General features: G+C 64.1%; 21 protein-coding genes and 2 tRNA genes. 4 read left to right on the top strand and 19 right to left on the bottom strand.

Translation table 11 applies throughout. The features are described 5' to 3' along the window. Nucleotides 1-470: 470 nt before the first annotated feature. The 17 genes from ACQY39_RS19545 to ACQY39_RS19625 all read right to left on the bottom strand — a co-directional run bounded on the left by ACQY39_RS19545 (nt 471) and on the right by ACQY39_RS19625 (nt 15,168). Nucleotides 471-1,046, bottom strand: a complete 576-nt coding sequence (locus ACQY39_RS19545) for a TVP38/TMEM64 family protein (protein ID WP_428509089.1) — start codon at nt 1,044-1,046, stop codon at nt 471-473. 398 nt (nt 1,047-1,444) lie between these two features. Further along, nucleotides 1,445-2,173, bottom strand: a complete 729-nt coding sequence (locus ACQY39_RS19550) for a hypothetical protein (RefSeq protein ID WP_428509091.1) — start codon at nt 2,171-2,173, stop codon at nt 1,445-1,447. Nucleotides 2,174-3,122: 949 nt separating this feature from the next. Further along, nucleotides 3,123-3,198 (bottom strand) — tRNA-Lys (locus ACQY39_RS19555). A gap of 161 nt (nt 3,199-3,359) precedes the next feature. Then, nucleotides 3,360-3,435: transfer RNA gene (locus ACQY39_RS19560), tRNA-Lys, on the bottom strand. A gap of 87 nt (nt 3,436-3,522) precedes the next feature. Further along, complete coding sequence (locus tag ACQY39_RS19565; RefSeq protein ID WP_428510886.1) at nt 3,523-4,341, bottom strand: tRNA threonylcarbamoyladenosine dehydratase; 819 nt, start codon at nt 4,339-4,341, stop codon at nt 3,523-3,525. Nucleotides 4,342-4,453: 112 nt separating this feature from the next. After that, a complete protein-coding gene (ybgF, locus tag ACQY39_RS19570; protein ID WP_428509093.1) occupies nt 4,454-5,233 on the bottom strand; it encodes a tol-pal system protein YbgF in 780 nt (259 codons plus the stop codon). 1 nt (nt 5,234) lies between these two features. Further along, on the bottom strand, nt 5,235-5,771 hold the full coding sequence (gene pal, locus ACQY39_RS19575) for a peptidoglycan-associated lipoprotein Pal (protein ID WP_428509095.1): 537 nt from the start codon (nt 5,769-5,771) through the stop codon (nt 5,235-5,237). A 135-nt stretch (nt 5,772-5,906) separates the two neighbouring features. Beyond that, nucleotides 5,907-7,196, bottom strand: a complete 1,290-nt coding sequence (gene tolB, locus ACQY39_RS19580; protein WP_428509097.1) for a Tol-Pal system beta propeller repeat protein TolB — start codon at nt 7,194-7,196, stop codon at nt 5,907-5,909. Nucleotides 7,197-7,329: 133 nt separating this feature from the next. Further along, entirely contained in the window at nt 7,330-8,814 is a 1,485-nt protein-coding gene (gene rng, locus ACQY39_RS19585; RefSeq protein WP_263520588.1) for a ribonuclease G, read from the bottom strand. Nucleotides 8,815-8,950: 136 nt separating this feature from the next. Then, nucleotides 8,951-9,562 carry a Maf family protein gene (locus ACQY39_RS19590; RefSeq protein WP_428509100.1) on the bottom strand — a complete coding sequence of 204 codons (612 nt, stop codon included), beginning with the start codon at nt 9,560-9,562 and terminating at the stop codon, nt 8,951-8,953. Beyond that, entirely contained in the window at nt 9,559-10,026 is a 468-nt protein-coding gene (gene rlmH, locus ACQY39_RS19595; protein WP_102769918.1) for a 23S rRNA (pseudouridine(1915)-N(3))-methyltransferase RlmH, read from the bottom strand. The genes ACQY39_RS19590 and rlmH overlap by 4 nt, the downstream gene beginning before the upstream one ends. Nucleotides 10,027-10,040: 14 nt before the next feature. Next, nucleotides 10,041-10,838 (bottom strand): ribosome silencing factor, encoded by a 798-nt coding sequence (gene rsfS / locus ACQY39_RS19600; protein ID WP_428509102.1) that lies wholly within the window; start codon nt 10,836-10,838, stop codon nt 10,041-10,043. Between the two features lie 7 nt (nt 10,839-10,845). Further along, complete coding sequence (nadD, locus tag ACQY39_RS19605) at nt 10,846-11,478, bottom strand: nicotinate-nucleotide adenylyltransferase (RefSeq protein WP_428509104.1); 633 nt, start codon at nt 11,476-11,478, stop codon at nt 10,846-10,848. Continuing rightward, entirely contained in the window at nt 11,469-12,437 is a 969-nt protein-coding gene (gene hemF, locus ACQY39_RS19610; protein WP_428509106.1) for an oxygen-dependent coproporphyrinogen oxidase, read from the bottom strand. Before hemF ends, nadD begins: the two co-directional genes overlap by 10 nt. After that, complete coding sequence (locus ACQY39_RS19615) at nt 12,434-13,081, bottom strand: 1-acyl-sn-glycerol-3-phosphate acyltransferase (protein WP_428509108.1); 648 nt, start codon at nt 13,079-13,081, stop codon at nt 12,434-12,436. Before ACQY39_RS19615 ends, hemF begins: the two co-directional genes overlap by 4 nt. After that, complete coding sequence (gene purD, locus ACQY39_RS19620) at nt 13,078-14,358, bottom strand: phosphoribosylamine--glycine ligase (RefSeq protein WP_428509110.1); 1,281 nt, start codon at nt 14,356-14,358, stop codon at nt 13,078-13,080. The genes ACQY39_RS19615 and purD overlap by 4 nt, the downstream gene beginning before the upstream one ends. A gap of 84 nt (nt 14,359-14,442) precedes the next feature. Further along, nucleotides 14,443-15,168 (bottom strand): YebC/PmpR family DNA-binding transcriptional regulator, encoded by a 726-nt coding sequence (locus ACQY39_RS19625; protein ID WP_263520581.1) that lies wholly within the window; start codon nt 15,166-15,168, stop codon nt 14,443-14,445. 88 nt (nt 15,169-15,256) lie between these two features. Between ACQY39_RS19625 and ACQY39_RS19630 the strand changes: the two genes are divergently transcribed. From ACQY39_RS19630 to ACQY39_RS19645, 4 genes are all read left to right on the top strand, one after another. Further along, nucleotides 15,257-16,801 (top strand): helicase HerA-like domain-containing protein, encoded by a 1,545-nt coding sequence (locus tag ACQY39_RS19630; RefSeq protein WP_428509113.1) that lies wholly within the window; start codon nt 15,257-15,259, stop codon nt 16,799-16,801. 181 nt (nt 16,802-16,982) lie between these two features. Beyond that, on the top strand, nt 16,983-18,071 hold the full coding sequence (locus tag ACQY39_RS19635; RefSeq protein WP_428509115.1) for a sensor histidine kinase: 1,089 nt from the start codon (nt 16,983-16,985) through the stop codon (nt 18,069-18,071). Further along, nucleotides 18,068-18,892, top strand: coding sequence for a LytR/AlgR family response regulator transcription factor (locus ACQY39_RS19640; RefSeq protein WP_428509117.1), 825 nt, complete (start codon nt 18,068-18,070; stop codon nt 18,890-18,892). Before ACQY39_RS19635 ends, ACQY39_RS19640 begins: the two co-directional genes overlap by 4 nt. 96 nt (nt 18,893-18,988) lie before the next feature. Next, entirely contained in the window at nt 18,989-20,803 is a 1,815-nt protein-coding gene (locus tag ACQY39_RS19645; protein WP_428509119.1) for a glutamine--tRNA ligase/YqeY domain fusion protein, read from the top strand. Between the two features lie 774 nt (nt 20,804-21,577). On the opposite strand, the gene ACQY39_RS19650 is transcribed toward ACQY39_RS19645, so the two are convergent. Both ACQY39_RS19650 and ACQY39_RS19655 read right to left on the bottom strand, forming a co-directional pair. Beyond that, the gene (locus ACQY39_RS19650; protein ID WP_318013820.1) at nt 21,578-21,850 is read right to left on the bottom strand and encodes a hypothetical protein; all 273 of its coding nucleotides are present in this window, start codon (nt 21,848-21,850) and stop codon (nt 21,578-21,580) included. 198 nt (nt 21,851-22,048) lie between these two features. Beyond that, a complete protein-coding gene (locus ACQY39_RS19655; RefSeq protein ID WP_428509121.1) occupies nt 22,049-24,373 on the bottom strand; it encodes an alpha/beta fold hydrolase in 2,325 nt (774 codons plus the stop codon). Between the last annotated feature and the right edge of the window lie 56 nt (nt 24,374-24,429).

The following is a 24,429-nucleotide window of genomic DNA, read 5'->3' on the forward strand; positions in this document are numbered from 1 at the left end:
CTGCTTACTCAGCACCCCTTGGCATTGACCCAAACGTTCAGCCAAGCTGCGCCAATGGCAGCCCTTCCTAAACAAGAACCGCCTTGATGCGGCTGGCCTCTATGAAACCGTAGCGCTTCTGATTGACTCACTGTGCCCCCTACGCGCGTCGAAGCCGCCAAGAGTCCGGAGACAGCCACATGGAAGCCCGAGGATCTGCGCTGGACTTGAACTTCAGGCTATGGGAATTGCCCCTAACCGCGCCGTCAAGCGCAATTTCCAAATCTTCAACGCCATACGCCTGCGAGTGCTCTTGCTACTGTCTTGAATCGCCCCGGTATTGAACTGCACACCGAGGCGATTCAAACATCCTGCCTGCCAAGTGGGGCAGGAAATTTGGGAACGTGCTCCGTTCCCCAAGGCTCACCATGTCTCAATCGCAGCACCACTTGCAAAAGTTACACCGGAGCGAGCAGGCGGCCGCCACGCACTCAACCCAAATTCCAATGCGCCCAGGCCGCTACCTGCTCAATAAACAGTGCATAAAGCAGAATGGGCACCGGCAGACCGATCAATGTACCGAGCAGGTAGTTACGCCAACCTACCCCCGACAACGCCAACGCAACGTTTAGCGCCGGAACGGTCTGGAACATCAGGCGCAGCGCCGTGACGCTTTGCAGCGGGTGACTGTCAAGGCGCGCGAATAGTCGCTTCGCGATCGCGCCACTGTTGCTCCATTGGCGCAGCGCGTCGCCACCCAGCAAACGGATCAAGCCGAAGGTGCTGAGGCAGGACGCACAGGCTGCCAAGTAGGTGATCAGGCCACCCCATACTCGCCCAAGCGCTAGCACTGCGGCGGCCAGAAACAGCCAGCCAGGAATCTGGAGCAAATTGCCGGCCGCAAACAGGGCGGTGAAAATCAATACCCCAGCAATTTCATGTGCAGTGAAAACTGCGCGCAAGCCGGCCAGCGTGAAATGCTCGCCAAATTCGCCGAAACGCAGCATGGCCCAGGCCAAAGCCAGGAAAAGGAGGACGATGCCAAGACGGATCGATCGGTTGTGCATGCCTGGAATTTAAGGCATGCGCGCGACAAGCCACTCAGCACAGCAAGTCAAGCAGCGTGCGCCGCAGAATGGGCAAGGATACATTAAGGCCGACACCCCGGAACCGTCCAGGCCAATGCTAGCCGAGGCGATCAAAATTGCACCGTTGTACAGCCGCCGCATCGACCCGGTTGATCCCTAAAGCCGACGTTTGGCAATGGCTACTCCATGCGGAGGGCCAGGTTTCACCAATGCCAAGCAGATGACAGCAAAAGGCTGTTTGCAGCCGGTCGGATTCGACAATCGTGGGACAGCAATGTGCCCAAAGCGGAAGTTCGCTGGCCGGCAAAATTGCGGTAGCAGGAAGACCTGAGGCCGTCAGATTCAAGACATGACCCTCAAGGCTCTCAAGGTTGTAGTTATTTGAAAATGAGGCTACCGAGCGCAGCACTCGCCGAAGGTGGGTATGGCCAATTCTCATATGGAGCGTTTGGCTCATCTTTCGGAGGGCTCTTTATCTGTTTTGGACATCGCCAGGTGGGAAGTGCATCGGGGTACTGAATGCCAGTCCACCAATGCACAAACTCTGTATGTCGGGCGTATACCTTGCCGTTCTTGCTAAGAATCACTTCAGTCTTTGTGCCATGGGCAATCCTGGACTCAACTTTGCTCAGCTCAAACATGTTCGGGTCGAGTTCATCCACCCGTGTAGAAGAGAACAAGAGCTTGCCTTCTTGCGGTAACCCTTTTAGCCACTGCCCTGCTTTGGGATTTAACACCGCGGTGTAAGCCTCGAAATGCAGTAGTGGTGCTCCAGTCTTAGGATCCCGCTTATCCGTCAGCGCTTCAACGATCTTGATTCGCGGGAAATACTCTTCTAGTAAATACTTGTCGAACGGCGCTCCCGGCATTACTCGAATCCGGTCCACCTTCTCCGGCTGAATCAACACCTTCAGCCCGGCTTCGGCTTCGCACAACTTTTCGTGTTCGTATTGAATGGCGAAATAGTCCCAGCTATACAGGGAGCCGGGAACGAACAGCGCAGCTAAAAAGAATACGCGCTTTGCGCGTGTCATGTCCGCCCTGGCAATCAGCACAAAAGCCACCGGATGCAATGCCACTAGAAGAAAGAAAAGCACCCAGCTCATGCGGCTCTCCCTGGTTGTTCCTGCGCAATTGCACAAGCAGCACTTGCCGGTAACGCGGGAATGGCGATGGTCCCTCGATTCTTCTCTGTCATTTTCTTGCGGTACCTATAGGCACTCCGCTGCTTTTGTGGACGACAGCAGTATCGAGAGAATAAGAGTCCGCGGTCTCCGTCTTTTTGGGGTGGATAACACGAACCGTGATCAAAGTTACGCCTGCGACTGGGCCATCATCATCGCGCTGAACGGTGGGGTGCCCCATTGGCGATGCTTTTGGCGCCCGAATTCATTTAACGACTTCGGCATTCGATCCCACACATCGCAGCCTTCGATTCTGGGTCGGATCAATGCCTGATGCTGAGACATTGAGGTGCGGGTCTTGAATCTGAAGGCATTAGTTGCTCCTTTGACAGCAACTTAGTGGCCGACGAACTTCCGCTTTGGGCACATTGCCGCCATACGGGCTCCGGCCGCGACCGTCAGCAACCGCTGCGAAGCCGCCTATTGGCTATCGACGTCGTCTTCAGGCAAGTGCAAAACAAGCAGATTTTTGAACCTAAGGTCTGCATGGACAGAAAGCTGCCAATTCAAGGGAGCGATCCTGGGCGACCACTGATGGGAGAGAAATCCCACCCTTGACCCACAGATCCCAGGATGGCCCCAGAACTTTTAAGGGCTTGCTGCAGCCGTGCAGGCGAGACGGTACCGAGAGTCTTTGCAAAATACGGAGTTCTGAGCGGCCAGAACCGCATTTACTAAGCTCAAGCTGCGTTGGACGGGACCATTCTGTCGAACTCTGGAATAGAGGCGGACGCTTCGACGCACTAGCGCAACAGGACCCGAACAACGAAGTCAACGCAACAAATACTGGCACCAGACTGGCACCAGCACCCGGACGAAAAAAAGCACCTAGAGCCGCTTGGCGCTAAGTGCTTGATTTCATTCTTAATTTTGGTGGGCCCTGAGTGACTCGAACACTCGACCTACGGATTAAGAGTCCGCTGCTCTACCAACTGAGCTAAGAGCCCTACGCTTCTTTTTTCTTGCTTGGCGCCAATTTCTTAGCAACCTTGCAAGCCTTGCAGTATAGCATGTTTTTTTGGAATTTCCACTGTTTTAGCGAATATCTTCAAAACCTGCTTTTCAGCTTCTTCGCACTTACCGGGCAACAGAGTTGCCTTTAGCAAGATGGTGGGTCGTGCGGGACTCGAACCTGCGACCTACGGATTAAAAGTCCGCTGCTCTACCAACTGAGCTAACGACCCATCAAGCGAAGCCCATCATTATAGCCAGGATTTTTTGCTTCCGGCAATACTTTCACAAGAACTTCTTGTGCCGTGAAAAACCAGCCCTCACCGCGACCGGGCCAACACCGCCTGGATCAAGGCCGCCGCTGCCGCCATGCCAAAACTGGCCGTCACCGCCACGCTGGAACCATAGCCATGGCAATTGAGCGTGCCATCGACAGCACAGGCCTCGCCGCCCTCACCCTCCTCGGCCGGGCGGTGCACCGCCTCACGCGAAAACACACAGCGCACACCGAGCTTGCCTTGACGAGGGGCGCCGTACTCCTTGCGCAGGCGCTGGCGCAGCGAGGCGAGCAAAGGATCATGGGTGGTGTCCGCCAGGTCTTCGATGCTCAGCAGATGGGGTTCGCGTTTGCCACCGGCGGCACCCACCGTCACAAAAGGCAACTGGCGCGCACGCGCCCAGGCCGCCAAGCAGGCTTTGGCTCGCACCTGGTCACAGGCATCGATCAGGCCGTCGACCCGAGACTCGGCCTCGCTGCCGCCCAGCAGGGCCGGCCAATTGCCAGGCTCGACAAAGTCTTCGATCACCCGTACGTCGCAGTCGGGATGAATATCCTGGATGCGCAGGCGCAGGGCCTCGCCCTTGGCCATACCCACCGTCGACCCCAGGGCCTGAATCTGGCGATTGATGTTCGATTCGGAGACCTGATCCAGATCGATCAATGTCAGGCTGGCCACGCCGGAGCGCGCCAGCGCTTCCACGGCCCAGGAGCCGACGCCGCCCAAACCGACCACGACCAGATTCGCAGCGCGCAAGCGCCGGTAGTCGGCTTCACCGTACAGGCGCCGCAGTCCACCGAAACGACGCTCACTGTCGGCCGGGAACTCCGCCAGGCCCGACAGGTCGGTGACTGCATTCATGGCTTCGGCCATATCGTCTTGTCCTTGCATATCCATCAAGCCAGAGATCCTGTTGGCGCACAAAAAAGGCTCTGCACGCAGAGCCTTGACCGGTCGGGAAAAGCCAGCGCCCTTACTTGAGCGCGGCCAACCGTTCCTTGCCGGCCTGCGCCGCTTCGGACCCAGGGTAGGCCTTGATCAAATCACCGAGGCTGCGCCGGGCTGCCTTGGTGTCCTTGAGCTCGATCTGGCAATTGGCCAGGGCAAGCAAGGCCTCGGCCGCGCGCGGGTGCTCGGGGTTGCCGGAAATGAAGGCCTTGAAGGTGGCGATCGCTTCCTTGTACTCACGCTTGCCGTACTGGGCATTGCCCTGCCAGAAGCGCACCGAGTCGCTGTAACCACTGGCCGGGAAACGACGAGCAAAACTGCTCAAGGCCTCGCCCGCTTCGTTGAAATCGCCGCGCCGCACCAGGCCCATGGCCGCCTCGTACTGACGGCGTTCCTCCGGCTCGACCTGAAACTCGCGACCATCGAGCGCCACTTTTTGCGGCTCCATGGGCTTCAAGCGCGAATCGAAAGCCTGCAGCTGGTCATTGAGCTTGCGCTGGGTCTCAGACAGCTCGCGCGCGAGTTGCTCGTTCTGACCCCGCAGCTTGGCGATCTCGGTGCGCAGGGCGTCGATCTGTCCATTGAGGTCAAGCAGGCTGCGGCGCAAAGGACCGAGCTGATCCTGCACCAGAGCGCTCAGCTGCTCGGCACGCTGACGCTGAGCGTCCTCGCTCTGTTGCAGCTTGGCACGCAGATCGAGGATGGCCTTGCGGGCATCCTCATCCTCAAACAGACCGGCACGCGCCGGCTGACTCAAGGCCAGGCCGAGCAGCAGGCAGAACGGCAGCAGCCGCGGCAACTTCATCTCACTTGTCCTTCAGCTCGACGCGGCGGTTCTTGGCCCAAGCGGCTTCGTCGCTGCCTTGCGCGGCCGGACGCTCCTTGCCGAAGCTCACGGGCTCGACTTGGGCTGCACCAACGCCCAGCAGACCCAAGGACTTGGCCACGGCTTCGGCGCGCTTCTGACCCAGGGCCAGGTTGTACTCACGGCCACCGCGCTCGTCGGTATGGCCTTCCAGGCTCAGGGCGATCTTGCGATCGTTGTTCAGGCGCTTGGCATGGGCTTCGACCAGGCCACGGAACTCGTCCTTGACGGTGTAGCTGTCCAGATCGAAATACACCACGCGCTGGTTGGCGACGGCAGCGGTCAGCTGGGCGCCCAGATCCACGGTCTGGACCTTGGACTCGGCCATGGGCTGTGCACTTGCAGTCGAATTGGTGGGCGTCACAGGCGCCATCGGGCGGGTTTCCACCGGCGCTGGCTCGTCCAGCTTCACGGCAGTGCTGCAGCCTGCCAGGGCGGCAGCGGCCAAGAGGGACAGAGCAAAACGCGTCATCTTCATGAAAAGCACTCCTGTTTCGATCACATGGATCATGTCTTGAAAAAGTTCCGCCGCTAACCGGTTCGGTGGCCGCATTGGCAGCTGCGAATTGTCATACAGCTTGCACAAGTTTCGCCCGGTGCAAGCGCAAAGAAATCAACGGCCGAAGGGGCCCCAGGTCGGCTCTCGCACATCGGCCAAGGTCGAAATCAGCTTGGCTTTGATGCGGCCATCCAGGGTGCTGGTCATCAGCACATCGCGGCCGCCGGCGCGGGTGGCATAGACGATCAAGCGGCCATTGGGTGAGAAGCTCGGACTTTCGTCGTCGCTGCCATCGCTGATCTGCTGCACCACGCCCGAGGCCAGATCCATCACGCAGATGCGGAACTGGCTGCCGTTCAGGCGGGTGACAAAAGCCAGGCTGCGGCCGTCGGGGCTGACGGTCGGGCTGATGTTGTAGTTGCCGCTGAAGCTGACGCGCTCAGGCGCGCCGCCGCCCACCGCCACGCGGTAGATCTGCGGGCTGCCGCCGCGGTCGCTGACAAAATAGATGGAGCGGCCGTCGGGTGCGAACACCGGCTCGGTGTCGATGGCCGAACTCTGCGTCAGGCGGCGCACGCCGCTGCCGTCACGGTTCATCACAAAGAGCTGGGAGCCGCCCTCGCGCGACAGCGTCAGCACCACCGACTCGCCATCGGGCGAGAACGCCGGCGCACTGTTGCTGCCGCGGAAATCAGCCAGCTTGCGACGGCGGCCAGTTTGTAGGTCCTGCACCCAGACCACCGCCTTGCGGGTCTCGAAGGACACGTAGGCCAGCTCGCGGCCATTGGGCGACCAGGCCGGCGAGATGATGGGCTCGGGGCTGGCCAGGGCGACCTGGCCGCCCTCGCCGTCGGCATCGGTGATGCGCAGGCTGTAGCGGCCACCGGCGCGCGTGACGTAGGCCATGCGGGTGGCGAACACGCCGCGCTCACCGGTCAGCTTCTGGTAGATGGTGTCGGCAATGCGGTGGGCCGCCAAACGGACATCTTCAGCGGTGACGGCATGGGCTTCGCCGCCGAGGTCGGCGCCCTTGACCACATCCCAGAGCTTGTAGCGCAGATCAAAACGGCCATCGGCCAGGCGACTGACCGAGCCGGCAGCCAGGGCATCGGCCTGCTTGCCGCGCCACTCGCTCCAGTTCGGTGCGCTGCTTTCGAACAGGCCCGGCGCGGCATCGATGATCTTGAACTGGCCGCTGCGCTCCAGGTCGGCTCGGATGATGGCAGCCACGGCCTGGCCGCTGGCCGACTCGTCACGGAAATCCGGCAGGGCAATGGGCAGCTGCGAGCCACCGACACCGGAGATTTCCACCCGAAACTGGGCCAGGGCGGGCCCGGCCAGCACGGCGGCGGACGCCGCGGCGGTTTGCTGCAGGAGGGCTCGGCGCGAAAAGAGGTCGGACATGGAGGTGCTCATGGAAAACAAAGCAAGGGGTCCACGGCACAGGCCGTGGGCCATGGTCAGGATTTTGCCTGAGGGCGAAAGGGCGTCCCGCCGCTGAGGGCGATGTAGCGCCTGACGGCACCGGCGGCAGCAATCAGAGCAACACGATGTCGTAATGCTCGGTCTGATTGGTCGGCTCGGCCGTCAGCGAGATCGGTTTGCCGATGAAATCCGACAGACCGGCCAGATGCTGGCTTTCCTCGTCGAGCAGCATCTCCACCACATTGGCGGCCGCCACGACACGGAACTCCTTGGGCGAGAACTGGCGCGCCTCGCGCAGGATTTCGCGCATGATGTCATAACAAATCGTTCGAGCGGTCTTGACCTGGCCACGGCCTTCGCAGGTCGGGCAGGGTTCGCAGAGCATGCGCGAGAGCGACTCACGCGTGCGCTTGCGCGTCATCTCGACCAGGCCAAGCTGAGTGAAACCGCCCAAGGTGACCTTGGTACGGTCGCGGCTGAGCTGCTTGCGGAACTCGGTCAGCACGGCCGACTTGTGCTCTTCGCGCGTCATGTCGATGAAGTCGACAATGATGATGCCGCCCAGATTGCGCAGGCGCAGCTGGCGAGCGATGGCGCCGGCCGCCTCGAGATTGGTCTTGAAGATGGTGTCGTCGAAATTGCGGGCACCGACGAAACCGCCGGTGTTCACGTCGACCGTGGTCATGGCCTCGGTCTGGTCGAAGATCAGGTAGCCGCCCGACTTCAAGTCGACGCGCCGGGCCAGGGCACGGCTCAGCTCTGCATCGATGTTGTTGAGGTCGAAGATCGGCCGCTCACCGCGGTAATGCTCGAGCTTGGCCGTGGCCGCCGGCATGAAGGTCTCACCAAAGGCATGCAGCACGTCGTATTGCAGCTTGGAATCGATGCGGATGGAGCCGGTGCGATCGCTGGTGAGGTCACGCAACACCCGCTCGACCAGGCTCAGGTCCTGGTGCAGCAAAGTGCCCGGCGGCGAGTTGAAGGCGCGCTCACGGATCGCCGCCCAGGCCTTGCGCAAATAGGCAATATCGGAGCCCAGTTCCTCATCGCTGGCATCCTCGGCATTGGTGCGCAGGATGAAGCCGCCGCCGCCGCCCTCCTCGGCCTTGCCGACCAGGATCTGCATGCGCGCGCGCAGCTGTTCGCGGGCTTCGTGCGAGCCGATCTTCTGAGAGATACCGATGTGCTCGTCCTGCGGCAAGAACACCAGCATGCGTCCGGCGATGCTGATCTGGCTGGACAAGCGCGCGCCCTTGCTGCCGATCGGGTCCTTGATGACCTGCACGGTCAAGGTCTGACCCTCGAACACCAGGCGCTCGATCGGCGTGGCCACGCCGGCCTCACCATGGTGGCCTCGTCCCGCCTGCGTGCCGGTCAGGTGAAGATCGGCGACGTGCAAAAAGGCGGCCCGCTCCAGGCCGATATCGATGAAGGCGGACTGCATGCCAGGCAGCACCCGGGCGACCTTGCCCGAATAGACATTGCCCACCAAGCCCCGCTCCAACGTGCGCTCGACGTGGAGCTCTTGCACCGAACCGTTTTCCACCACGGCCACGCGCGTTTCCTGCGGCGACCAGTTGATCAGGATGTCTTCCATGGCGTCTCGTTTCAATCCTCGAATGCTGTCGCAAATGCTGTTGCAAGTGCTGTTGAATGAGGGCCGTGAAACGTTCGGACCTTCATGCGACAAGACTCGGTCTGTCGTCGGCGCCCCTGCTCGCGGAGAGCGGATCTCAGAAGCGCCAGCCCCAGGCGCTCAGCAATTGCGCGGTCTCAAACAGGGGCAGCCCCATGATGCCTGAATAGCTGCCCTCGATGCGCGAAATCCAGGCGGCCGCCTGACTTTGTATCGCATAGGCGCCCGCCTTGCCGAAGGGCTCGCCGCTGTCCACATAGCGGCGCAGGGCGTCCTCACCGACCGGCGCGAACTCGACCTCAGAGACACTGAGGGCAGCCTCCCGCCGCTCAACTTGCCCCACAGCCACCGCCGTGATCACGCGGTGCCGACGCCCGGCCAGCAGACGCAGGGTGCGCAACGCGTCCTCCACATCGACCGGCTTGCCCAGGATCTGCTGATCCACCGCCACCGTGGTGTCGGAGCACAGCACCGGTGCTTCGGGCAGGCCACGCGCAGCGCGACGCAAGAGCGCAGCATCGAACTTGGCCTGGGTCACGCGCGCCACATACGCCTCAGGCGCCTCGCCGGGCAAAACGGCCTCTAAGGCCTCGGCGTCTTCCTCGGGCCCAGGTAGCAAAAGCTCATGACGCACGCCGAGTTGCTCCAGCAGCTGTCGCCGGCGCGGGCTTTGCGAAGCCAGATAGATGAAATTGCTGGAACTGCTCATTCTCGGTGGTAGGGGTGGCCGGTCATCACGGTCCAGGCGCGGTACAAGCCTTCTGCCAGCAGGACGCGGGCAAAGGCATGCGGCAGGGTCAGGTCGGACAGGCGCAAGGTTTCATCGGCCGTGGCCTTGAGGTCAGGATGCAGACCGTCGGGGCCGCCGATGAAGAGGGCCGCATCACGGCCCTCACCCATCCAGAGCTGCATGCGCTCGGCCAGCTGCTTGCTGGTGCGGCGCTCGCCACGCTCGTCGAGGATGATGCGGCGCACGCCCTTGGGGCAGGCCGCCTCAAGACGCTGCGCCTCGGCCGCCATCAATTGCTCGGCCGTCTTGCTGCCCCGAGTTTCGGCCTTGACGACCTTGAGCTCCAAGCGCATCTCGGGCGGAAAGCGCTTGGCAAAGTCCTCATAGGCAGTGTCCGCCCAGGCCGGCTGACGCTGGCCCACGGCGATCAAGAACAAACGCATCGTTCAGACGGCGCTCAAACGTTCTTCTTGAGCGCAGTCTTCTTAGCGGCGACCTTCTTGGCCGCAGCCTTGACTGCTGGCTTGGCGGCGGCGGGTTTGGCTGCCGTCTTGCCCGGGGCCTTCTTCACGCCCACCGTCTTGGTCGCGACCTTCTTGGCCGCGGGCTTCTTGACAGCGGGCTTCGTCGCCGGCTTGGTGAGGCCGACCTTGATGGTCTTGGCGGCCGGGGTCTTGGCATCGACCTCGCGGCTGCTGGCGCTCTTCTTGGCCGGGGCCTTCTTTGCGGCGACCTTCTTGGCCGCAGGCTTGGCTTCCGCGGCAGCTGCCGCCGCCTTCTTGCTCACGCCCGGCTTGCCCGGCAGCGAGGGCTTGACGGCCGCTTTCTTCTTCGCCGCAGTCTTCTTGACCGGTGCCACGTCGTCTTCCTCGTCCTCTTCTTCCGAGGCCTTGACCAGCTTGGTCTTGCCGTCGTTCAGAGCCAGCTTGACCGGCTTGCCGCCCCAGATTTCTTCCAGGTGGTAGTAGTCGCGGATGGCCGGTTGCATCACGTGGACGACGGCCGCGCCGCAGTCGACGATGATCCATTCGCCGTTCTCTTCGCCTTCGCAGCGCAGCACATCCATGCCACGCTCCTTGACTGTCACGCGCACGCTGGAAGCCAGGGCCTTGGTCTGCCGGTTGCTGGTGCCGGACGCGATGATCACGCGTTCGAACAGCGGCGACAGGTGCTCTGTGTTGAAGACCACGATGTTCTGGGCCTTCACATCTTCCAAACCATCGACGATGGCGCGTTGCAGCTTACGAATGTCCATTCAGTACCTACTCACTGTAAAGACGGTGCTGGGCAATATACCCCGCGACCGCGTCGCCCACCAAGGGGCGGATGTCCTCGCCACGCGAGGCCAGCTCGCGCACTTGGGTTGATGAAACCTGCATCGCTGGCAGGGCCAGTTTCAGCAAGGAATGGGGCTCCTTCTGCACATCGGCAGAACCCCGAACTTCTTGACCCGCCCGTGCCGCCACCGCCAGCGTCACCCGCTGCAGCAACTCGCGCCACTCGCGCCAGCTGTGCAGGCGCTCGTACTGGTCTTGGCCAATGACGAGGAACAAGTCCTCGCCCGGATGTGCGGCCTGACGGGCCCGCACCGTGTCGATGGTGTAGCTGGCGCCGTCGCGCTCCAGCTCGCTGTCGTCGATGGCAAACCGCGGTTCGCCCGCCAGCATCAGCGCCACCATGGCGCGCCGATGCTCGGGCGAGGCCAGGCCGCGCCCGGTCTTCTGCCAGGGCCGCCCGGCCGGCAGCCACAGCAAGCGATCGAGGCCCAGTTGCTCCAGCGCACAACGCGCCAGGGCCAAGTGGGCCACATGCACCGGGTCGAACGAGCCCCCGAACAAGCCGACCCGTGCCCGGCGCGCGCCGGGTGAGGCCGACAGGGCGGGGTCTAGAGCCATAGATGGGTGGCCGGCTCGTGCGCCCAGTCGCGCGGGCGCAGGAAATCGCTGTACAGCCGAGCTTCCTGCGTGCCCTCTTCCGGCGCCCACTGATAACGCCATTTGACGATGGGCGGCATGGACATCAGGATGGACTCGGTACGCCCACCCGACTGCAGGCCGAACAAAGTGCCACGGTCAAAAACCAGATTGAATTCGACGTAACGACCGCGCCGGTAGGCCTGGAAATCTCGCTCATGCTCGCCATAGGCATACGCATGGCGACGCTCGACGATGGGCAAGTAAGCCGGCAGGAAGGCATCGCCCACCGAGCGCATCATGGCGAATGCCGCCTCGAAGCCGCCCTCGGCATGGTCATCAAAGAAGATGCCGCCGATGCCGCGCGGCTCGTTGCGGTGCTTGAGGAAAAAGTACTCGTCGCACCACTGTTTGAAATGCGGGTAGAGCTGCTCACCATGCGGCTGCAGGGCCGCTTCGCAAGTCCGATGAAAATGCTGGGCGTCGCGCTCGAAGCCGTAGTAGGGTGTCAGGTCCATGCCGCCACCGAACCAGACCACCGGCTCCTGTCCCTCGGGCAGGGCGGCGAACATGCGCACATTCATGTGCACGGTCGGCACAAAGGGGTTGTGCGGGTGCATGACCAAGGACACGCCCATGGCCTCGAACGGCGCGCCGGCCAGCTCGGGCCGATGCTGGGTGGCCGAAGGAGGCAAGACCCGACCCCGCACATGGGAGAAATTGCAGCCACCACGCTCAAAGACGGCCCCGCCCTCGATCAGGCGCGACAGGCCGTCGCCCTCCAGGCGGCTGCCGGGCTCACGCGTCCAACCATCACTGACAAAGGGGTTGCCGTCCACCGCCTGCAAGGCCGAGATGATGCGGTCCTGCAAATCGAGCAGGTAGTCGCGGACCCGCTGCGTATCGAGAGTGGTCGTGCCGAAGCTGGGTGGAGTGCTCATGTTTTGGTGTTCATCCGGATCGGACTGGCCAGTTGGTGGCGCTTGCCGCGATAGGGGGCGAAATGCTCGGCCATCAAGGCCAGATCGGCCTCGACATCGCCACTCAGGCGCACGAAGCGATTGAGCGCAATGGTGCGGGTGGCGAAGTCGAAGGTGGCCAGGCCGACCGGCGCGCCGGCTTGCAAGGCCACCTGGTAAGCGCCCGAGCGCCAGCCCTGGGCCAGCGAACGCGTGCCTTCAGGCGCGGCGGCCAGCCAGAACATCTGGCCCGCTTGTGCGGCTGCTTGCATTTGTGCGGCCGTGTCGCCGACCAGGCCGTTGCGGCTGCTGCGGTTCACCGCCACGCCACCGAGCGAACGGATCCAGGGCCCGAACACCGGCACGCGGAACAGGCTGTCCTTGGCCCAGAAACGCAAGCGCACGCCCAGCGCCGCCTTGCCCAGCAGGCCAAGGACGAAGTCCCAGTTGGAGGTGTGGGGGTAGACCAGGATCACGCCCTGCTGGCCCGGCAGGCCCGGGAAATCGAGCCGCCAACCCGCCAGCGCCAGCAGGCCACGCGCCAGACGGCTGCCCTGCGGCTGCACCGGCATAGGGCCGCTGATCCACTGCGGCACTGAAGGCAAGCTGGACTTCGCTGTGCTCAACGTTTCACCGCACGATGGCCGATGTCCTGGCGGTACTGCTTGCCATCGAACTGGATCTGCACCAAGGCCTCATAGGCCGCCTGCTGCGCCGTGCGCACCGACTCGCCAAGAGCCGTGACGCAAAGCACGCGGCCGCCGGAGCTCTGCAGCTTGCCGTCGACCTCGGCAGTGCCAGCATGAAAGACCATGACATTCTCCGCGTCGGCCGGCAGGCCGCTGATCGCGTCGCCCTTGCGCGGAGTGAGAGGGTAGCCGTGGGCGGCCACCACCACGCCGAGCGCCACGCGGCGGTCCCATTGCAGCTCGACCTGGTCCAGCGTGCCATCGGTTGCATGCAGCAACAGATCGAGCAGATCGCTCTTCAGCCGCATCATGATGGGCTGGGTTTCCGGGTCGCCCATGCGGGTGTTGAACTCGACCGTACGCGGCTGGCCGTGTTCGTCGATCATCAGACCGGCATAGAGGAAACCTGTGAAAGGAATGCCGTCGCGCGCCATGCCCTGGATGGTGGGCATGATGATTTCGTGCATGGCCTTGGCGTGGACATTGGGCGTCACGACCGGGGCGGGCGAGTAAGCGCCCATGCCGCCGGTGTTCGGGCCTTCGTCGCCGTCCAGCAGGCGCTTGTGATCCTGGCTGGTGGCCAGGGAGACGACGTTCTTGCCGTCGCAGAGCACGATGAAGCTGGCTTCCTCGCCGTGCAGGAACTGCTCAATGACGACGCGCGCGCCGCCTTCGTTGTGCACCACGCCCAGCTTGTTGTCGGCCAGGATCCAGTCGATGGCCTCATGCGCTTCGGCCAAGGTCATGGCCACGACCACGCCCTTGCCCGCAGCCAGGCCGTCGGCCTTGATGACGATGGGCGCGCCTTGCGCGTCCACGTAAGCATGGGCCGCCGCCGCATCGCTGAAAGTCTCGTAGGCCGCCGTGGGAATGCCGTGGCGCTTCATGAAGTCCTTGGCGAAGGCCTTGGACGACTCCAGTTGCGCGGCTGCCTTGGTCGGGCCAAAGATGCGCAGTCCACGGGCGCGGAACTCGTCCACCACGCCGGCGGCCAGGAAGGCCTCGGGGCCGACCACGGTCAGGGCGATCTTCTGCTCCTCGGCGAAGTCGGCCAGCGCCTTCACGTCGGTGATGGGCACATTCTTCAGACGCGCGTCGCGTGCCGTGCCGCCGTTGCCGGGCGCCACAAAGACCTGGCTCACGCGTTCCGCCTGTGCCAGCTTCCATGCCAGCGCATGTTCGCGCCCGCCATTGCCCAGTACCAAGACCTTCATTCGATGACTTCCATGCGCTGCGTCAGCGCTTTACTTGCGGTTGCTCTTGCCCGTGCGAGTGTCACGTCAGCACGGCGGGCCGGATCAGACTTCGATGGCGGCGTTGTGATAGACCGCCTGCACATCGTCCAGGTCCTCGATCACGTCGAGCAGTTTCTGCATCCGGGCAGCATCATCGCCGCTCAGGCTGATCGTGTTCTCGGCCCGCATCGTCACTTCGGCCATTTCGGGCTTGAAGCCGGCGGCCTCCAGGGCCGCTTGCACCGCTTCGAACTCGGTCGGCGGCGTCAGCACTTCGATGGCGCCGTCTTCGTCAGTCACCACATCGTCAGCGCCGGCCTCCAGCGCCACTTCCATGATCTTGTCTTCCGAGCTGCCCGGGGCAAAGATCAGCTGGCCGCAGTGCTTGAACTGGAAGGCCACCGAGCCATCGGTACCCATATTGCCACCGTACTTGCTGAAGGCATGGCGCACCTCGGCCACCGTGCGGACCTTGTTGTCCGTCATGGTGTCGATCATCACAGCCGCGCCGCCGATGCCGTAGCCCTCGTAGCGAATTTCCTCGTAGCTGATGCCGTCGAGGTTGCCGCTGGCCTTGTCGATGTTGTACTTGATGCGGTCGGCCGGCATATTGGCGGCCTTGGCTTTTTCCACCGCCAGACGCAGGCGCGGATTGTCCTTGATGTCCGGGCCGCCCTGGCGCGCTGCCACCGTGATTTCACGGATGATGCGAGTCCAGATCTTGCCGCGCTTCTCGTCCTGGCGGCCTTTGCGATGCTGAATATTGGCCCACTTGGAATGACCAGCCATATGGCTCTGCTCCTGCTGGATGCGCCTGACGCGCACCCTCATTTGAGTTGGATAGACTGCGATTTTAGCTTTGCCACCTGGACACCCCATGCCTGACCCGATTCTGCTGGCCCGCCGCGATGCCATCGAGTGCTTTTTGCTGCCCGCCCTGGCCAACCGCCACGGCCTGATCACGGGCGCCACCGGCACCGGCAAGACCATCAGCTTGCAGACCCTGGCCGAGAACTTCAGCCGCATCGGTGTGCCCGTCTTTATGGCCGATGTGAAGGGCGACCTGACCGGCATCTCGCAGGCTGGCAGCCTCTCGCCAAAGCTGCAGGCGGTGCTGAAAGACCGCGGCCTGGAGGCGCCGGCGTCTCTGGCCTGCCCGACCACGCTCTGGGATGTATTCGGCAAGCAAGGCCACCCGGTGCGCGCCACCGTGTCCGATATGGGCCCGCTCCTGCTCTCGCGCATGCTGGACCTGAACGAGACCCAGCAAGGCGTGCTACAGATGGTGTTCAAGATCGCCGACGACGCCGGCCTGCTGCTGCTCGACCTCAAGGATTTGCGCGCCATGCTGCAGCATGTGGGCGAGAACGCGTCCCAATTCACAACCGAGTACGGCAATGTCTCGGCCGCCAGCGTCGGCGCCATCCAGCGCGGCCTGTTGCAGATCGAAGCCCAGGGCGGCGACCAGTTCTTCGGCGAGCCCATGCTCAATATCGCCGACCTGATCCAGCAGGACCGCGGCCTGGGCGTGATCAACATCCTGGCCGCCGACCAGCTGATGACCGCACCGCGGCTCTACGCCAGCTTTCTGCTCTGGATGCTGTCCGAACTGTTCGAGAGCCTGCCCGAGGTGGGCGACCTGGAGAAGCCCAAGCTGGTGTTCTTCTTCGACGAAGCGCACCTGCTGTTCAAGGACGCGCCGGCCGCCCTGGTCGAACGCATCGAGCTGGTGGTGCGCCTGGTGCGATCCAAGGGCGTGGGCGTCTATTTTGTGACCCAGAACCCGCTGGACATCCCCGATGCGGTGCTGGGCCAGCTCGGCAACCGGGTGCAACATGCCCTGCGCGCCTTCACGCCGCGCGACCAAAAGGCCGTCAAGGCCGCGGCCGAGACCATGCGGGCCAATGCCGGCCTGGATGTGGCGACGGCCATCACCGAGCTGGGCGTGGGCGAGGCCCTGGTCAGTCTGCTGGACGAGAAGGGCCGGCCCAGCGTGACCGAGCGCGTCTTCATCCTGCCCCCGGGCAGCCAGATCGGCCCGATCACGCCGGAGCAACGCCAGGCCTTGCTGAGCAATTCGCTGGTGGCCGGTGTCTACGAGCAAGAAGTGGACCGCGAATCGGCCTACGAGAAGCTGCGAGGCCGGGCGCCCGCAGCGGCAGGTGCAAGCGCTGCAGCTCCGGCGCCGGCCGGCAGCGGCGCCGCAGAAAGCGCGGACGAGGGTGGCCTGCTCGGCGGCCTCAAGGATGTGTTCTTCGGCAGCACCGGCCCGCGCGGCGGCCGACGCGAAGGCCTGGCCGAAACGGCAGCCAAGTCGGCCCTGCGCAGCATTGGCTCCTCGGTCGGACGCGAGATCGTGCGCGGCGTGCTGGGCAGCCTGCTGGGCGGCAGCGCGGGCAAGAGCAGCAGCCGGCGCCGCTGAGCACGGCGCTTCGTCGCCTCGCGCCCACCTGTTTCATTTCGCGCCGCCGCTGGGCCGGCGGTCGCATCACGCTGGCCGGTGGGCGCGCCAGCCTTGACACTCCAGCCGTCCCCTGCACATTTGGCTGCCCATGACCACGTCCACATCGACCGCCCGGCCTCGCCGGCTGCTACACCAAGCGATGATCATCGCCGGTATCACCGGCTTCATGAGCCTGCTGCTGACGCTGCAGACGCCCGACGCCTTCGGGCGCAACTGGCAGCGCACCCAGAACCAGTGGCTGTACTGCCTGTGCGTCACCCTGGGCTGCTCGGCCATGATCCAGCTGCTGGCGCAGGCCTGCACCGTCTTGATCAATCTGCGGCGCACCCGCCAAGGCCTGGAAACTCAGGGCTGGCCGGGCTGGCCGCTGATGTTGCTGTGCCTGCTCCTGGGCACCTTGCTCGGCTACTCCCTGGGCATCGAGCTCGGCAATGTGCTGACCGGAGGCAATGTGCCGGGTCTGTTTCATGTCAATTTGCGCTCAGCGGCCGGCATGCTGGGGGTCTCGCTCTTGCCGGGCCTGGCACTGACGATTTACTTCGTCGGCAAGGGTCAGGTCGAGGCGGCCCGCACCCAGGCCCAGACGGCCCAGCGCCTGGCGGCCGAAAACCAGCTGCGCTTGCTGGAGTCGCAGCTGGAGCCGCACATGCTGTTCAACACCCTGGCCAATCTGCGGGTGCTGATCGGCATGGACGCGGCTCGGGCGCAAAGCATGCTGGACCACCTGATCGCCTTTCTGCGCGCCACCTTGAACGCTTCGCGCAGCGGCAGCCACCCGCTGCGTGAGGAGTTCGCCCGCCTGCGCGACTACCTGGCCCTGATGCAGGTGCGCATGGGCAGCCGCCTGCAGCCCCAACTGGATCTGCCGGCCGAGCTGGCCGAGCTGCAGGTGCCGCCGCTGCTGCTGCAGCCCTTGGTGGAGAACGCGATCAAGCATGGGCTGGAGCCGGCCATCGCCGGTGGCCTGCTGCAGATCAGCGCCCGGCGCGAGGGCGATCAACTGATTCTGGAGGTGATGGACCATGGCGTCGGCCTGTCCGCAGCCAAGCCCAACGCTGAGGCCGAGGGCACACATTTCGGCCTGCACCAGGTGCGCGCCCGCCTGGCCACACAGTTCGGCCCCGGCGCGGGTCTGAGCCTACTGGCGCTTGAAGCCCCAGGGCATGGCACCCGTGCCCGCATCCACATGCCTCTGAGCGCCCTGACACAAACTCACCCTGCCCCATGAACCTGCCTGCCTGCACCGCCCTGATTGCCGAAGACGAAATCCTGCTGGCCGAGAGCCTGCGGCAAGAGCTAAGTCGGGTTTGGCCGGCGCTCGAGGTCGTGGCCATGGCCGGCCATGGGCAAGAAGCCGTCGACCAGGCCTTGCGCCAGCAGCCCGACATCTGCTTCCTGGACATCCGCATGCCGGGCTTGAGCGGCTTGGAGGCTGCAGCAGCCCTGGCCGAGGACTGGCCCAGCGAAGGCACGCCCTTTCCTCTACTCGTCTTCGTTACCGCCTACGACCAGTACGCCTTGCAGGCCTTTGAGCATGCCGCCGTGGACTATGTGCTCAAGCCGGTCCAGCCCGAACGCCTGGCGCAGACCTGCGAGCGCCTGCGCAAGGCCTTGCTGGCCCGCCAGACCGAGCAGCCGGCGCCAGCCTTGTTGCAGAACACCATGGATCAGCTTCGTCAACTCTTGAGCACCGGTGGCCTAACAAGCAACCTCAGCCGCCCCGAGCCACTGCGCCTGCTGCAAGTCAGCGTCGGCCAGACCATACAGATGGTGCCAGTGGACGAGGTGCTCTACTTCGAGGCAGCCGACAAGTACGTGCGGGTGCTGACGCGCAACAAGGAACACCTGGTGCGCATCTCGCTGCGTGAGTTGCTGCCCCAGCTAGACAGCCAGCGCTTCTGGCAGGTGCACCGCAGCGTGGTCGTGCGCGCCGACGCCATCGACCGCGCGGTGCGCGATGAGAGCGGCCGCCTCACCCTGCATCTGCACGGCAGCCCCGACACACTCAACGTCAGCCGCCTGTACGCGCCACTTTTCAAGGGAATGTGAGCCCGGGCCGATAAAATCGCGGCCAAGTCCATTTCGAACAAGGCATTTCGCCTTCACCGCATTCCATTCCCGCCCTGCACGGCCGGCTGAAACCCCATGTCCAACACCCACGACGCTGCCAAAGACGAGGCCAAAAACGAGGCCCACAAGCCCGGCAACAATTTCCTGCGCACCATCATCGAGCGCGACCTGGCCCAGCAAGAAGGCCAGCCCCAGCGTCACTTTGCCGGCACCCCGGGCGATGCCGCCCACCATGCAGCGGGCCCGCTGGACCCGGCCAAGATCCGCACCCGCTTTCCGCCCGAGCCGAACGGCTATCTGCACATCGGCCATGCCAAAAGCATCTGCCTGAATTTCGGCCTGGCGCGCGATTACGGCGGCATCTGCCACCTGCGCTTCGACGACACCAACCCCGAGAAGGAAGAGCAGGAGTATGTGGACGCCATCAAGGAGATGGTGTCCTGGCTGGGCTGGGACTGGAACCAGGGCGGCACCTCGCACCTGTTCTACGCCAGCAACTACTTCGACTTCATGTTCCGCGCCGCCGAGCACCTGATCAGCGCCGGTTTCGCCTATGTGGACGAACAAACGCCGGATGAAATGCGCGCCAACCGCGGTGACTTCAGCACCCCGGGCGTCAACAGCCCCTTCCGGGATCTCGGCGTGGAGCACCACCTGAACCGTTTCCGCGAGATGCGCGACGGCAAGCACCCGGACGGCGCCATGGTGCTGCGGGCCAGGATCGACATGGCCAGCCCCAATATCAATCTGCGTGACCCGGCGCTGTACCGCATCCGCCGCGCCACCCACCACAACACCGGCGACCAATGGTGCATTTACCCGATGTACACCTTCGCCCACCCGATCGAAGACGCACTCGAGCGCATCAGCCACTCGATCTGCACCTTGGAGTTCGAAGACCAACGCCCTTTCTACGACTGGCTGCTCGGCCACCTGGCCGACGGCGGTCTGCTTGAACGCCCACTGCCGCACCAGTACGAGTTCGGCCGCCTGAACCTCAGCTATGTGGTCACCTCCAAGCGCAAGCTGCGCCAGTTGGTCGACGAAGGCCATGTGACGGGCTGGGACGACCCGCGCATGCCCACGCTGGTCGGCATGCGCCGCCGCGGCTACACGCCCGAGAGCGTGCGCGCCATGGTGGAAGCCACCGGCGTGACCAAGAGCAACGCCTGGCTGGACTACAGCGTGCTAGACGGCTGCCTGCGCAGTGATCTCGAAGGCAAGGCTGCGCGCGCCATGGCCGTGCTGGACCCGGTGGAGCTCAAACTGACCAATTACGCGGACATCTTCGGCAGCCTGGAACACCGCGAGCCCTGCAGCGCCCCGGCCCACCCGCATCTGCACGAGTTGGGCCAGCGCAGCTTCAGCCTCGGCCCGGCCCTGTGGATCGAGCGCGAAGACTTCATGGAAGTGCCGAGCAAGGGCTACCACCGCCTCTACCCTGGCAACAAGGCCCGCCTCAAGGCCGGCTACATCATTGAATGCACGGGCTGCGAGAAGAACGAAGCCGGTGAGATCACGGCCGTGCTGGCCACCCTGGTGCCCGACACGAAGAGCGGCACGCCGGGCGCCGACGCCGTCAAGGTCAAGGGCGTGATCACCTGGGTCGGCGCGCATGAGGCCATCAGCGCCGAGCTGCGCCTCTACGACCGCCTGTTCACCGAAGCGCAACCCGATGCCGGCGGCCGCGACTTCCTCGAAGCCATCAACCCGAGCAGCCTCAAAGTCGTGACCGGCTACCTCGAACCCTCACTGGCCACGGCTACCGCCGATGTGAAGGTCCAGTTCGAACGCCACGGCTACTTCGTCGCCGACCGCGTCGACCACCGCAGCGACAAGCCCGTCTTCAACAAGATCACGGGCTTGCGGGACAACTGGGGCGCGAAGTAAACAGGGCTTGAAGCGGCGGCTTGCGGCACATTGCGAACCTCCGCTGCGTTGATCCTTCTCGCTGCGGTGGCTCGCCCCGCCGCCGGGCTCATGGTTCGCGGGTCGGCTCTTCGAGCCGACTGCCCTCGGTGCTCACTGCGCGGCTCAGCGGCGCCAAACTCCCTCCGTTCGCTGCGCTCACTGTGGTCAAACAGGTGGCGCCGAGTCAGAGCTCGAAGCGCGTGGATACACGCGCCTGAGCCGCTCCGCTGCGCCCTCGGCCGCGCACAAATCGCCCGTCGGCGGGCCGAGCCACCTCCGAATGTGGCGTGTTCCACCGTTGATGGGGCAGATCGATCGCGATGCAAGCGCCCTGCAGCCCGTGCCGCTGCCGGGCGATTTGTGCAGGGCCGAGCAGCACAGCGCCTCGGGGCGCGCACGTACTCGTGCGCTTCAAGCTCTGACTTGGCGCTTCTGTCTGAACGAAGCGAACGCAGGGAGCGAAGCGAGTTATGCGCCAGCCCCGAGGCGCGAGCAGCGCAGGGAAGTCGGCCCGACAGGGCTGACCCCGGAACCATGAGCCCGGTGGCGGCTCGGGCTGCAGGGCCTCACGAGCAAAATCCAAATGCTGCTCTGTACCTACAGACGCCAGCCACCGACTCCACTGAGCCGGGTCGTCGCGAAGCGAATTGACACAAAAGGGCCGCATCACCTGAGGTGATGCGGCCCTTTTTCTATTCAAGAAGTTCTTGATCGATGGGGCAAAGCGCAGCCCTCTGGGCTGTTGGAACCCGACTACTCGCGCGGCTGGATCACCGGCGTTGCGTATTCATGACCCACCACGGCACGGGCGAACAGGTAGTTCTCCAAGGCCTTGGCGCTCAGCGAATCGAGCTGAACATCACCGCGCGCATTGCAGGGAAAGGACAAGGCCTTGCCGGTGTGGAACAGCGACTGAAAGCGCAGCTCATAGGCACCGGGCCCGGCGGGGGGGCGAATCGTTTCGGTGTTCGGCTGCAACATGGCGGCTTTGTTTGCTTCCCTGTGGTCCATCAAAAATGTGTCCATGAGGTGTTCTCCAACGACGTCTTCATGTTCCTTGGGTCCTTGCTGCAAGACTAGGCCCCAGATGAGGGGTTCAACATGTACAAACGTCTCGAATCAACGTCGGCAGAGGGCTCGCGGTGGACTAGGAAGTGCGCTGACACGAATCCGTCACACTTCTTTACCCCAGCCCCGCAAGACCTGCCGGCGCGGGCCTGAAGTTCAGGGCTTCAGATGCCGGATGAAGAAGTCCGTCTGCGTGCGATCCAGGTGCAAACGTGCTTTCTTGCCGCTGATGCCGTGAGCTCGACCGGGATAGATCACGGTCTCGAACAGCTTGCCTTCGTTTTGCAAAGCGTCGATCAGGCGCAGGCTGTTTTCGAACAGCACGTTGTCGTCAGCCGTGCCATGGATCAGCATCAAGGGCTTTTGCAAGAGCCTGGCTCGGCTGATCAGATTGGCCTCGGCATAGGGCTTGGCGCGCCCGCCCTCGGGCAGACCCAGGTAACGCTCGGTGTAGGCGGTGTCGTACAGCAACCAGTCGGTCGGCGGGGCTCCGGCGATGGCGACGGCAAACGGCGTGTCGGCGTCCAGCATGGCACGCGCCGCGAGGTAGCCGCCATAGGACCAGCCGGTGAAACCGATGCGAGCCGGGTCCACCGAGGGCACGAGTTGGCTCAGCTGACGCACGGCCGCGAACAGATCGGCCAGCTCCGCCTTGCCAAAGCCCTCTGCATGCGCACGGGTGAACGCACGATCCCGATACGCCATGCCGCGCGTGTCCAGCATCAGCACGCCAAAGCCCTGGCGCTGCAGGTAGGCGAGCAAAGCCGTGTCACCACTCCAGCGCCAGCCCACCGTGGCCGCGCCTGGGCCACCGTAGGCTTTGACGATGACCGGGTGGCGCTGACCGGGCTTGGCGCCAGCCTTGAGTGGCGACAAGTAGAAGGCATTGAGCGGCGTCTTGCCATCGGCCGCCATGATGTCCAAGGCCTGCACAGAAGGCGCGATCGCGGCCAGCAGGGGATCGGGCGCATCGCCCTTGAGCGGCAGGCTGGCTTGCTGCCCATCCAGCGCGAGCACCTCGGTGCGCGGCGGCTGGCCCCAACGGGACTCCGTCAGCAGCAGATGGCGGCAACCCAGGTCGGCGCGCGCATCACGCCAGCGGCGGGCTTCTCCGGGCTGCAGCATGCGCGCCTGGCCTTGCCAGTTCAGCTCGAAGATCTCGCGCCCACGGCCGCGCTCGGTGGCACCGGAAAACACCAAGCCCTGCTCACGCTGGCAGATCAGGCGGGCCACCGGCTCGGCCTGATGGCTGAGCTGTTGGCGCTCGCCGCTGACGCGGTCCACCAACCAGAACTGGGCGCGGCCGCTGGCCTCGCTGGTCCAGAGCAAGGCTGGCTTGCCCGAGCGCAGCTGGGTGGGCAGCTCGCGCAAATCCTCCTGCACCTCGACCCAGGCCGCGTCGCGCTCGACCAGCACGGTGCGCGCTTGCGCTTGTGGGCCGCTGAACTCGACCAAGCTCAGTTGCTTCTGGTCACGCGTGAACCACTGCAGCCAGGGCGTGCCATCGGCAAACCAGCCGGCACGCGGGATGTACTCAGCCTCTGGCGGCAAGCTCAAGACCTGAGCAGGCGCCTGGGCCGTGACGTCCAAAACCAAGGCACGCACCGTGGCATTGCGCTCGCCCGCGCCGGGATAGCGCTGCGTGGTCATGGCCATGCGGTCGGCAAAAATCTGCGAGCGGGTCTTGAGTGGCACCTCGGCCTCGTCCACCTCCAGAGCCAAGATGCGTTGGCCATCCGGCGACCACCAGAAACCACGCTGACGGCCAAACTCCTCGGCAGCAATGAACTCGGCCAGACCGGTGCTGCGCGTCTCGCTGCCGCCCTGGCTCAGGCGGCGGGCCGCCGGGGCGGCAGGGCCGGCATCCAGGCTTTGCACCCAGAGATCACCGCCTTTGACGTAAGCGATCTGCCGGCCGGCGGCATCGCAGACGGGGTCGCGCTCGGGCTCTTTGTCGTCAAAAGTCAGTCGCTGGCTGCGCGGGCCTGCCGCCGTCAGCTCGACCAGATACAGATCGCCCGAGAGCGGCAAGATCAAGCGGCGGTCGTCCTTGCCGCACCACTGGTAGCCGGTGATGCCCCGGCCCTGCACGCGACGGCGCTCCAGCGCCATTTTCTCGGCCTCGGTCAAGCGCACGCTATGCGCACCGATCAAATCGCTCACCGACACCAGCCGCTGAGGCTGGCCGTCAGGCAAGGTCTGACCCCAGAGTTCATTGATTTCGCTGTCCTGCTCCGACGCGCGCAGATAAGTGACCCAGCCTCCAGCCGGCGACAACTCGGGCGCGCGCGGCAGGCGGCCAGCCAGTGGCGGTTCGCTATGGATGCGCTCCAGGCTGATGGAGGCTGCAGCCGGCTTGGCGGCCGGAGCTGCGGCCCAAGTGGACAAGGCACTGGCGCTCAAGGCGCAGAGCGCGGTCAACACCGGCAACAGTGGGCGCGGGCACTTGGCAAAAGAAGTGGAGTGAGCTGGAAATTGCATGCGGCATGCTAGGCCCTGCAAAGCACCCTCGCCTATCGAGACAAGCCCTTGCGTGC

Source organism: Roseateles sp. (assembly GCF_965262435.1).
Taxonomy (GTDB): Bacteria; Pseudomonadota; Gammaproteobacteria; order Burkholderiales; family Burkholderiaceae_C; genus Paucibacter_A.

Bases quoted from the DNA above. Each gene is read 5' to 3' on its own strand.
- ACQY39_RS19545 (WP_428509089.1), bottom strand. From the start codon at position 1,046: ATGCACAACCGATCGATCCGTCTTGGCATCGTCCTCCTTTTCCTGGCT.
- ACQY39_RS19550 (WP_428509091.1), bottom strand. From the start codon at position 2,173: ATGAGCTGGGTGCTTTTCTTTCTTCTAGTGGCATTGCATCCGGTGGCT.
- ACQY39_RS19565 (WP_428510886.1), bottom strand. From the start codon at position 4,341: ATGAATGCAGTCACCGACCTGTCGGGCCTGGCGGAGTTCCCGGCCGAC.
- ybgF (WP_428509093.1), bottom strand. From the start codon at position 5,233: ATGAAGTTGCCGCGGCTGCTGCCGTTCTGCCTGCTGCTCGGCCTGGCC.
- pal (WP_428509095.1), bottom strand. From the start codon at position 5,771: ATGAAGATGACGCGTTTTGCTCTGTCCCTCTTGGCCGCTGCCGCCCTG.
- tolB (WP_428509097.1), bottom strand. From the start codon at position 7,196: ATGTCCGACCTCTTTTCGCGCCGAGCCCTCCTGCAGCAAACCGCCGCG.
- rng (WP_263520588.1), bottom strand. From the start codon at position 8,814: ATGGAAGACATCCTGATCAACTGGTCGCCGCAGGAAACGCGCGTGGCC.
- ACQY39_RS19590 (WP_428509100.1), bottom strand. From the start codon at position 9,562: ATGAGCAGTTCCAGCAATTTCATCTATCTGGCTTCGCAAAGCCCGCGC.
- rlmH (WP_102769918.1), bottom strand. From the start codon at position 10,026: ATGCGTTTGTTCTTGATCGCCGTGGGCCAGCGTCAGCCGGCCTGGGCG.
- rsfS (WP_428509102.1), bottom strand. From the start codon at position 10,838: ATGGACATTCGTAAGCTGCAACGCGCCATCGTCGATGGTTTGGAAGAT.
- nadD (WP_428509104.1), bottom strand. From the start codon at position 11,478: ATGGCTCTAGACCCCGCCCTGTCGGCCTCACCCGGCGCGCGCCGGGCA.
- hemF (WP_428509106.1), bottom strand. From the start codon at position 12,437: ATGAGCACTCCACCCAGCTTCGGCACGACCACTCTCGATACGCAGCGG.
- purD (WP_428509110.1), bottom strand. From the start codon at position 14,358: ATGAAGGTCTTGGTACTGGGCAATGGCGGGCGCGAACATGCGCTGGCA.
- ACQY39_RS19625 (WP_263520581.1), bottom strand. From the start codon at position 15,168: ATGGCTGGTCATTCCAAGTGGGCCAATATTCAGCATCGCAAAGGCCGC.
- ACQY39_RS19630 (WP_428509113.1), top strand. From the start codon at position 15,257: ATGCCTGACCCGATTCTGCTGGCCCGCCGCGATGCCATCGAGTGCTTT.
- ACQY39_RS19635 (WP_428509115.1), top strand. From the start codon at position 16,983: ATGATCATCGCCGGTATCACCGGCTTCATGAGCCTGCTGCTGACGCTG.
- ACQY39_RS19640 (WP_428509117.1), top strand. From the start codon at position 18,068: ATGAACCTGCCTGCCTGCACCGCCCTGATTGCCGAAGACGAAATCCTG.
- ACQY39_RS19645 (WP_428509119.1), top strand. From the start codon at position 18,989: ATGTCCAACACCCACGACGCTGCCAAAGACGAGGCCAAAAACGAGGCC.
- ACQY39_RS19650 (WP_318013820.1), bottom strand. From the start codon at position 21,850: ATGGACACATTTTTGATGGACCACAGGGAAGCAAACAAAGCCGCCATG.
- ACQY39_RS19655 (WP_428509121.1), bottom strand. From the start codon at position 24,373: ATGCAATTTCCAGCTCACTCCACTTCTTTTGCCAAGTGCCCGCGCCCA.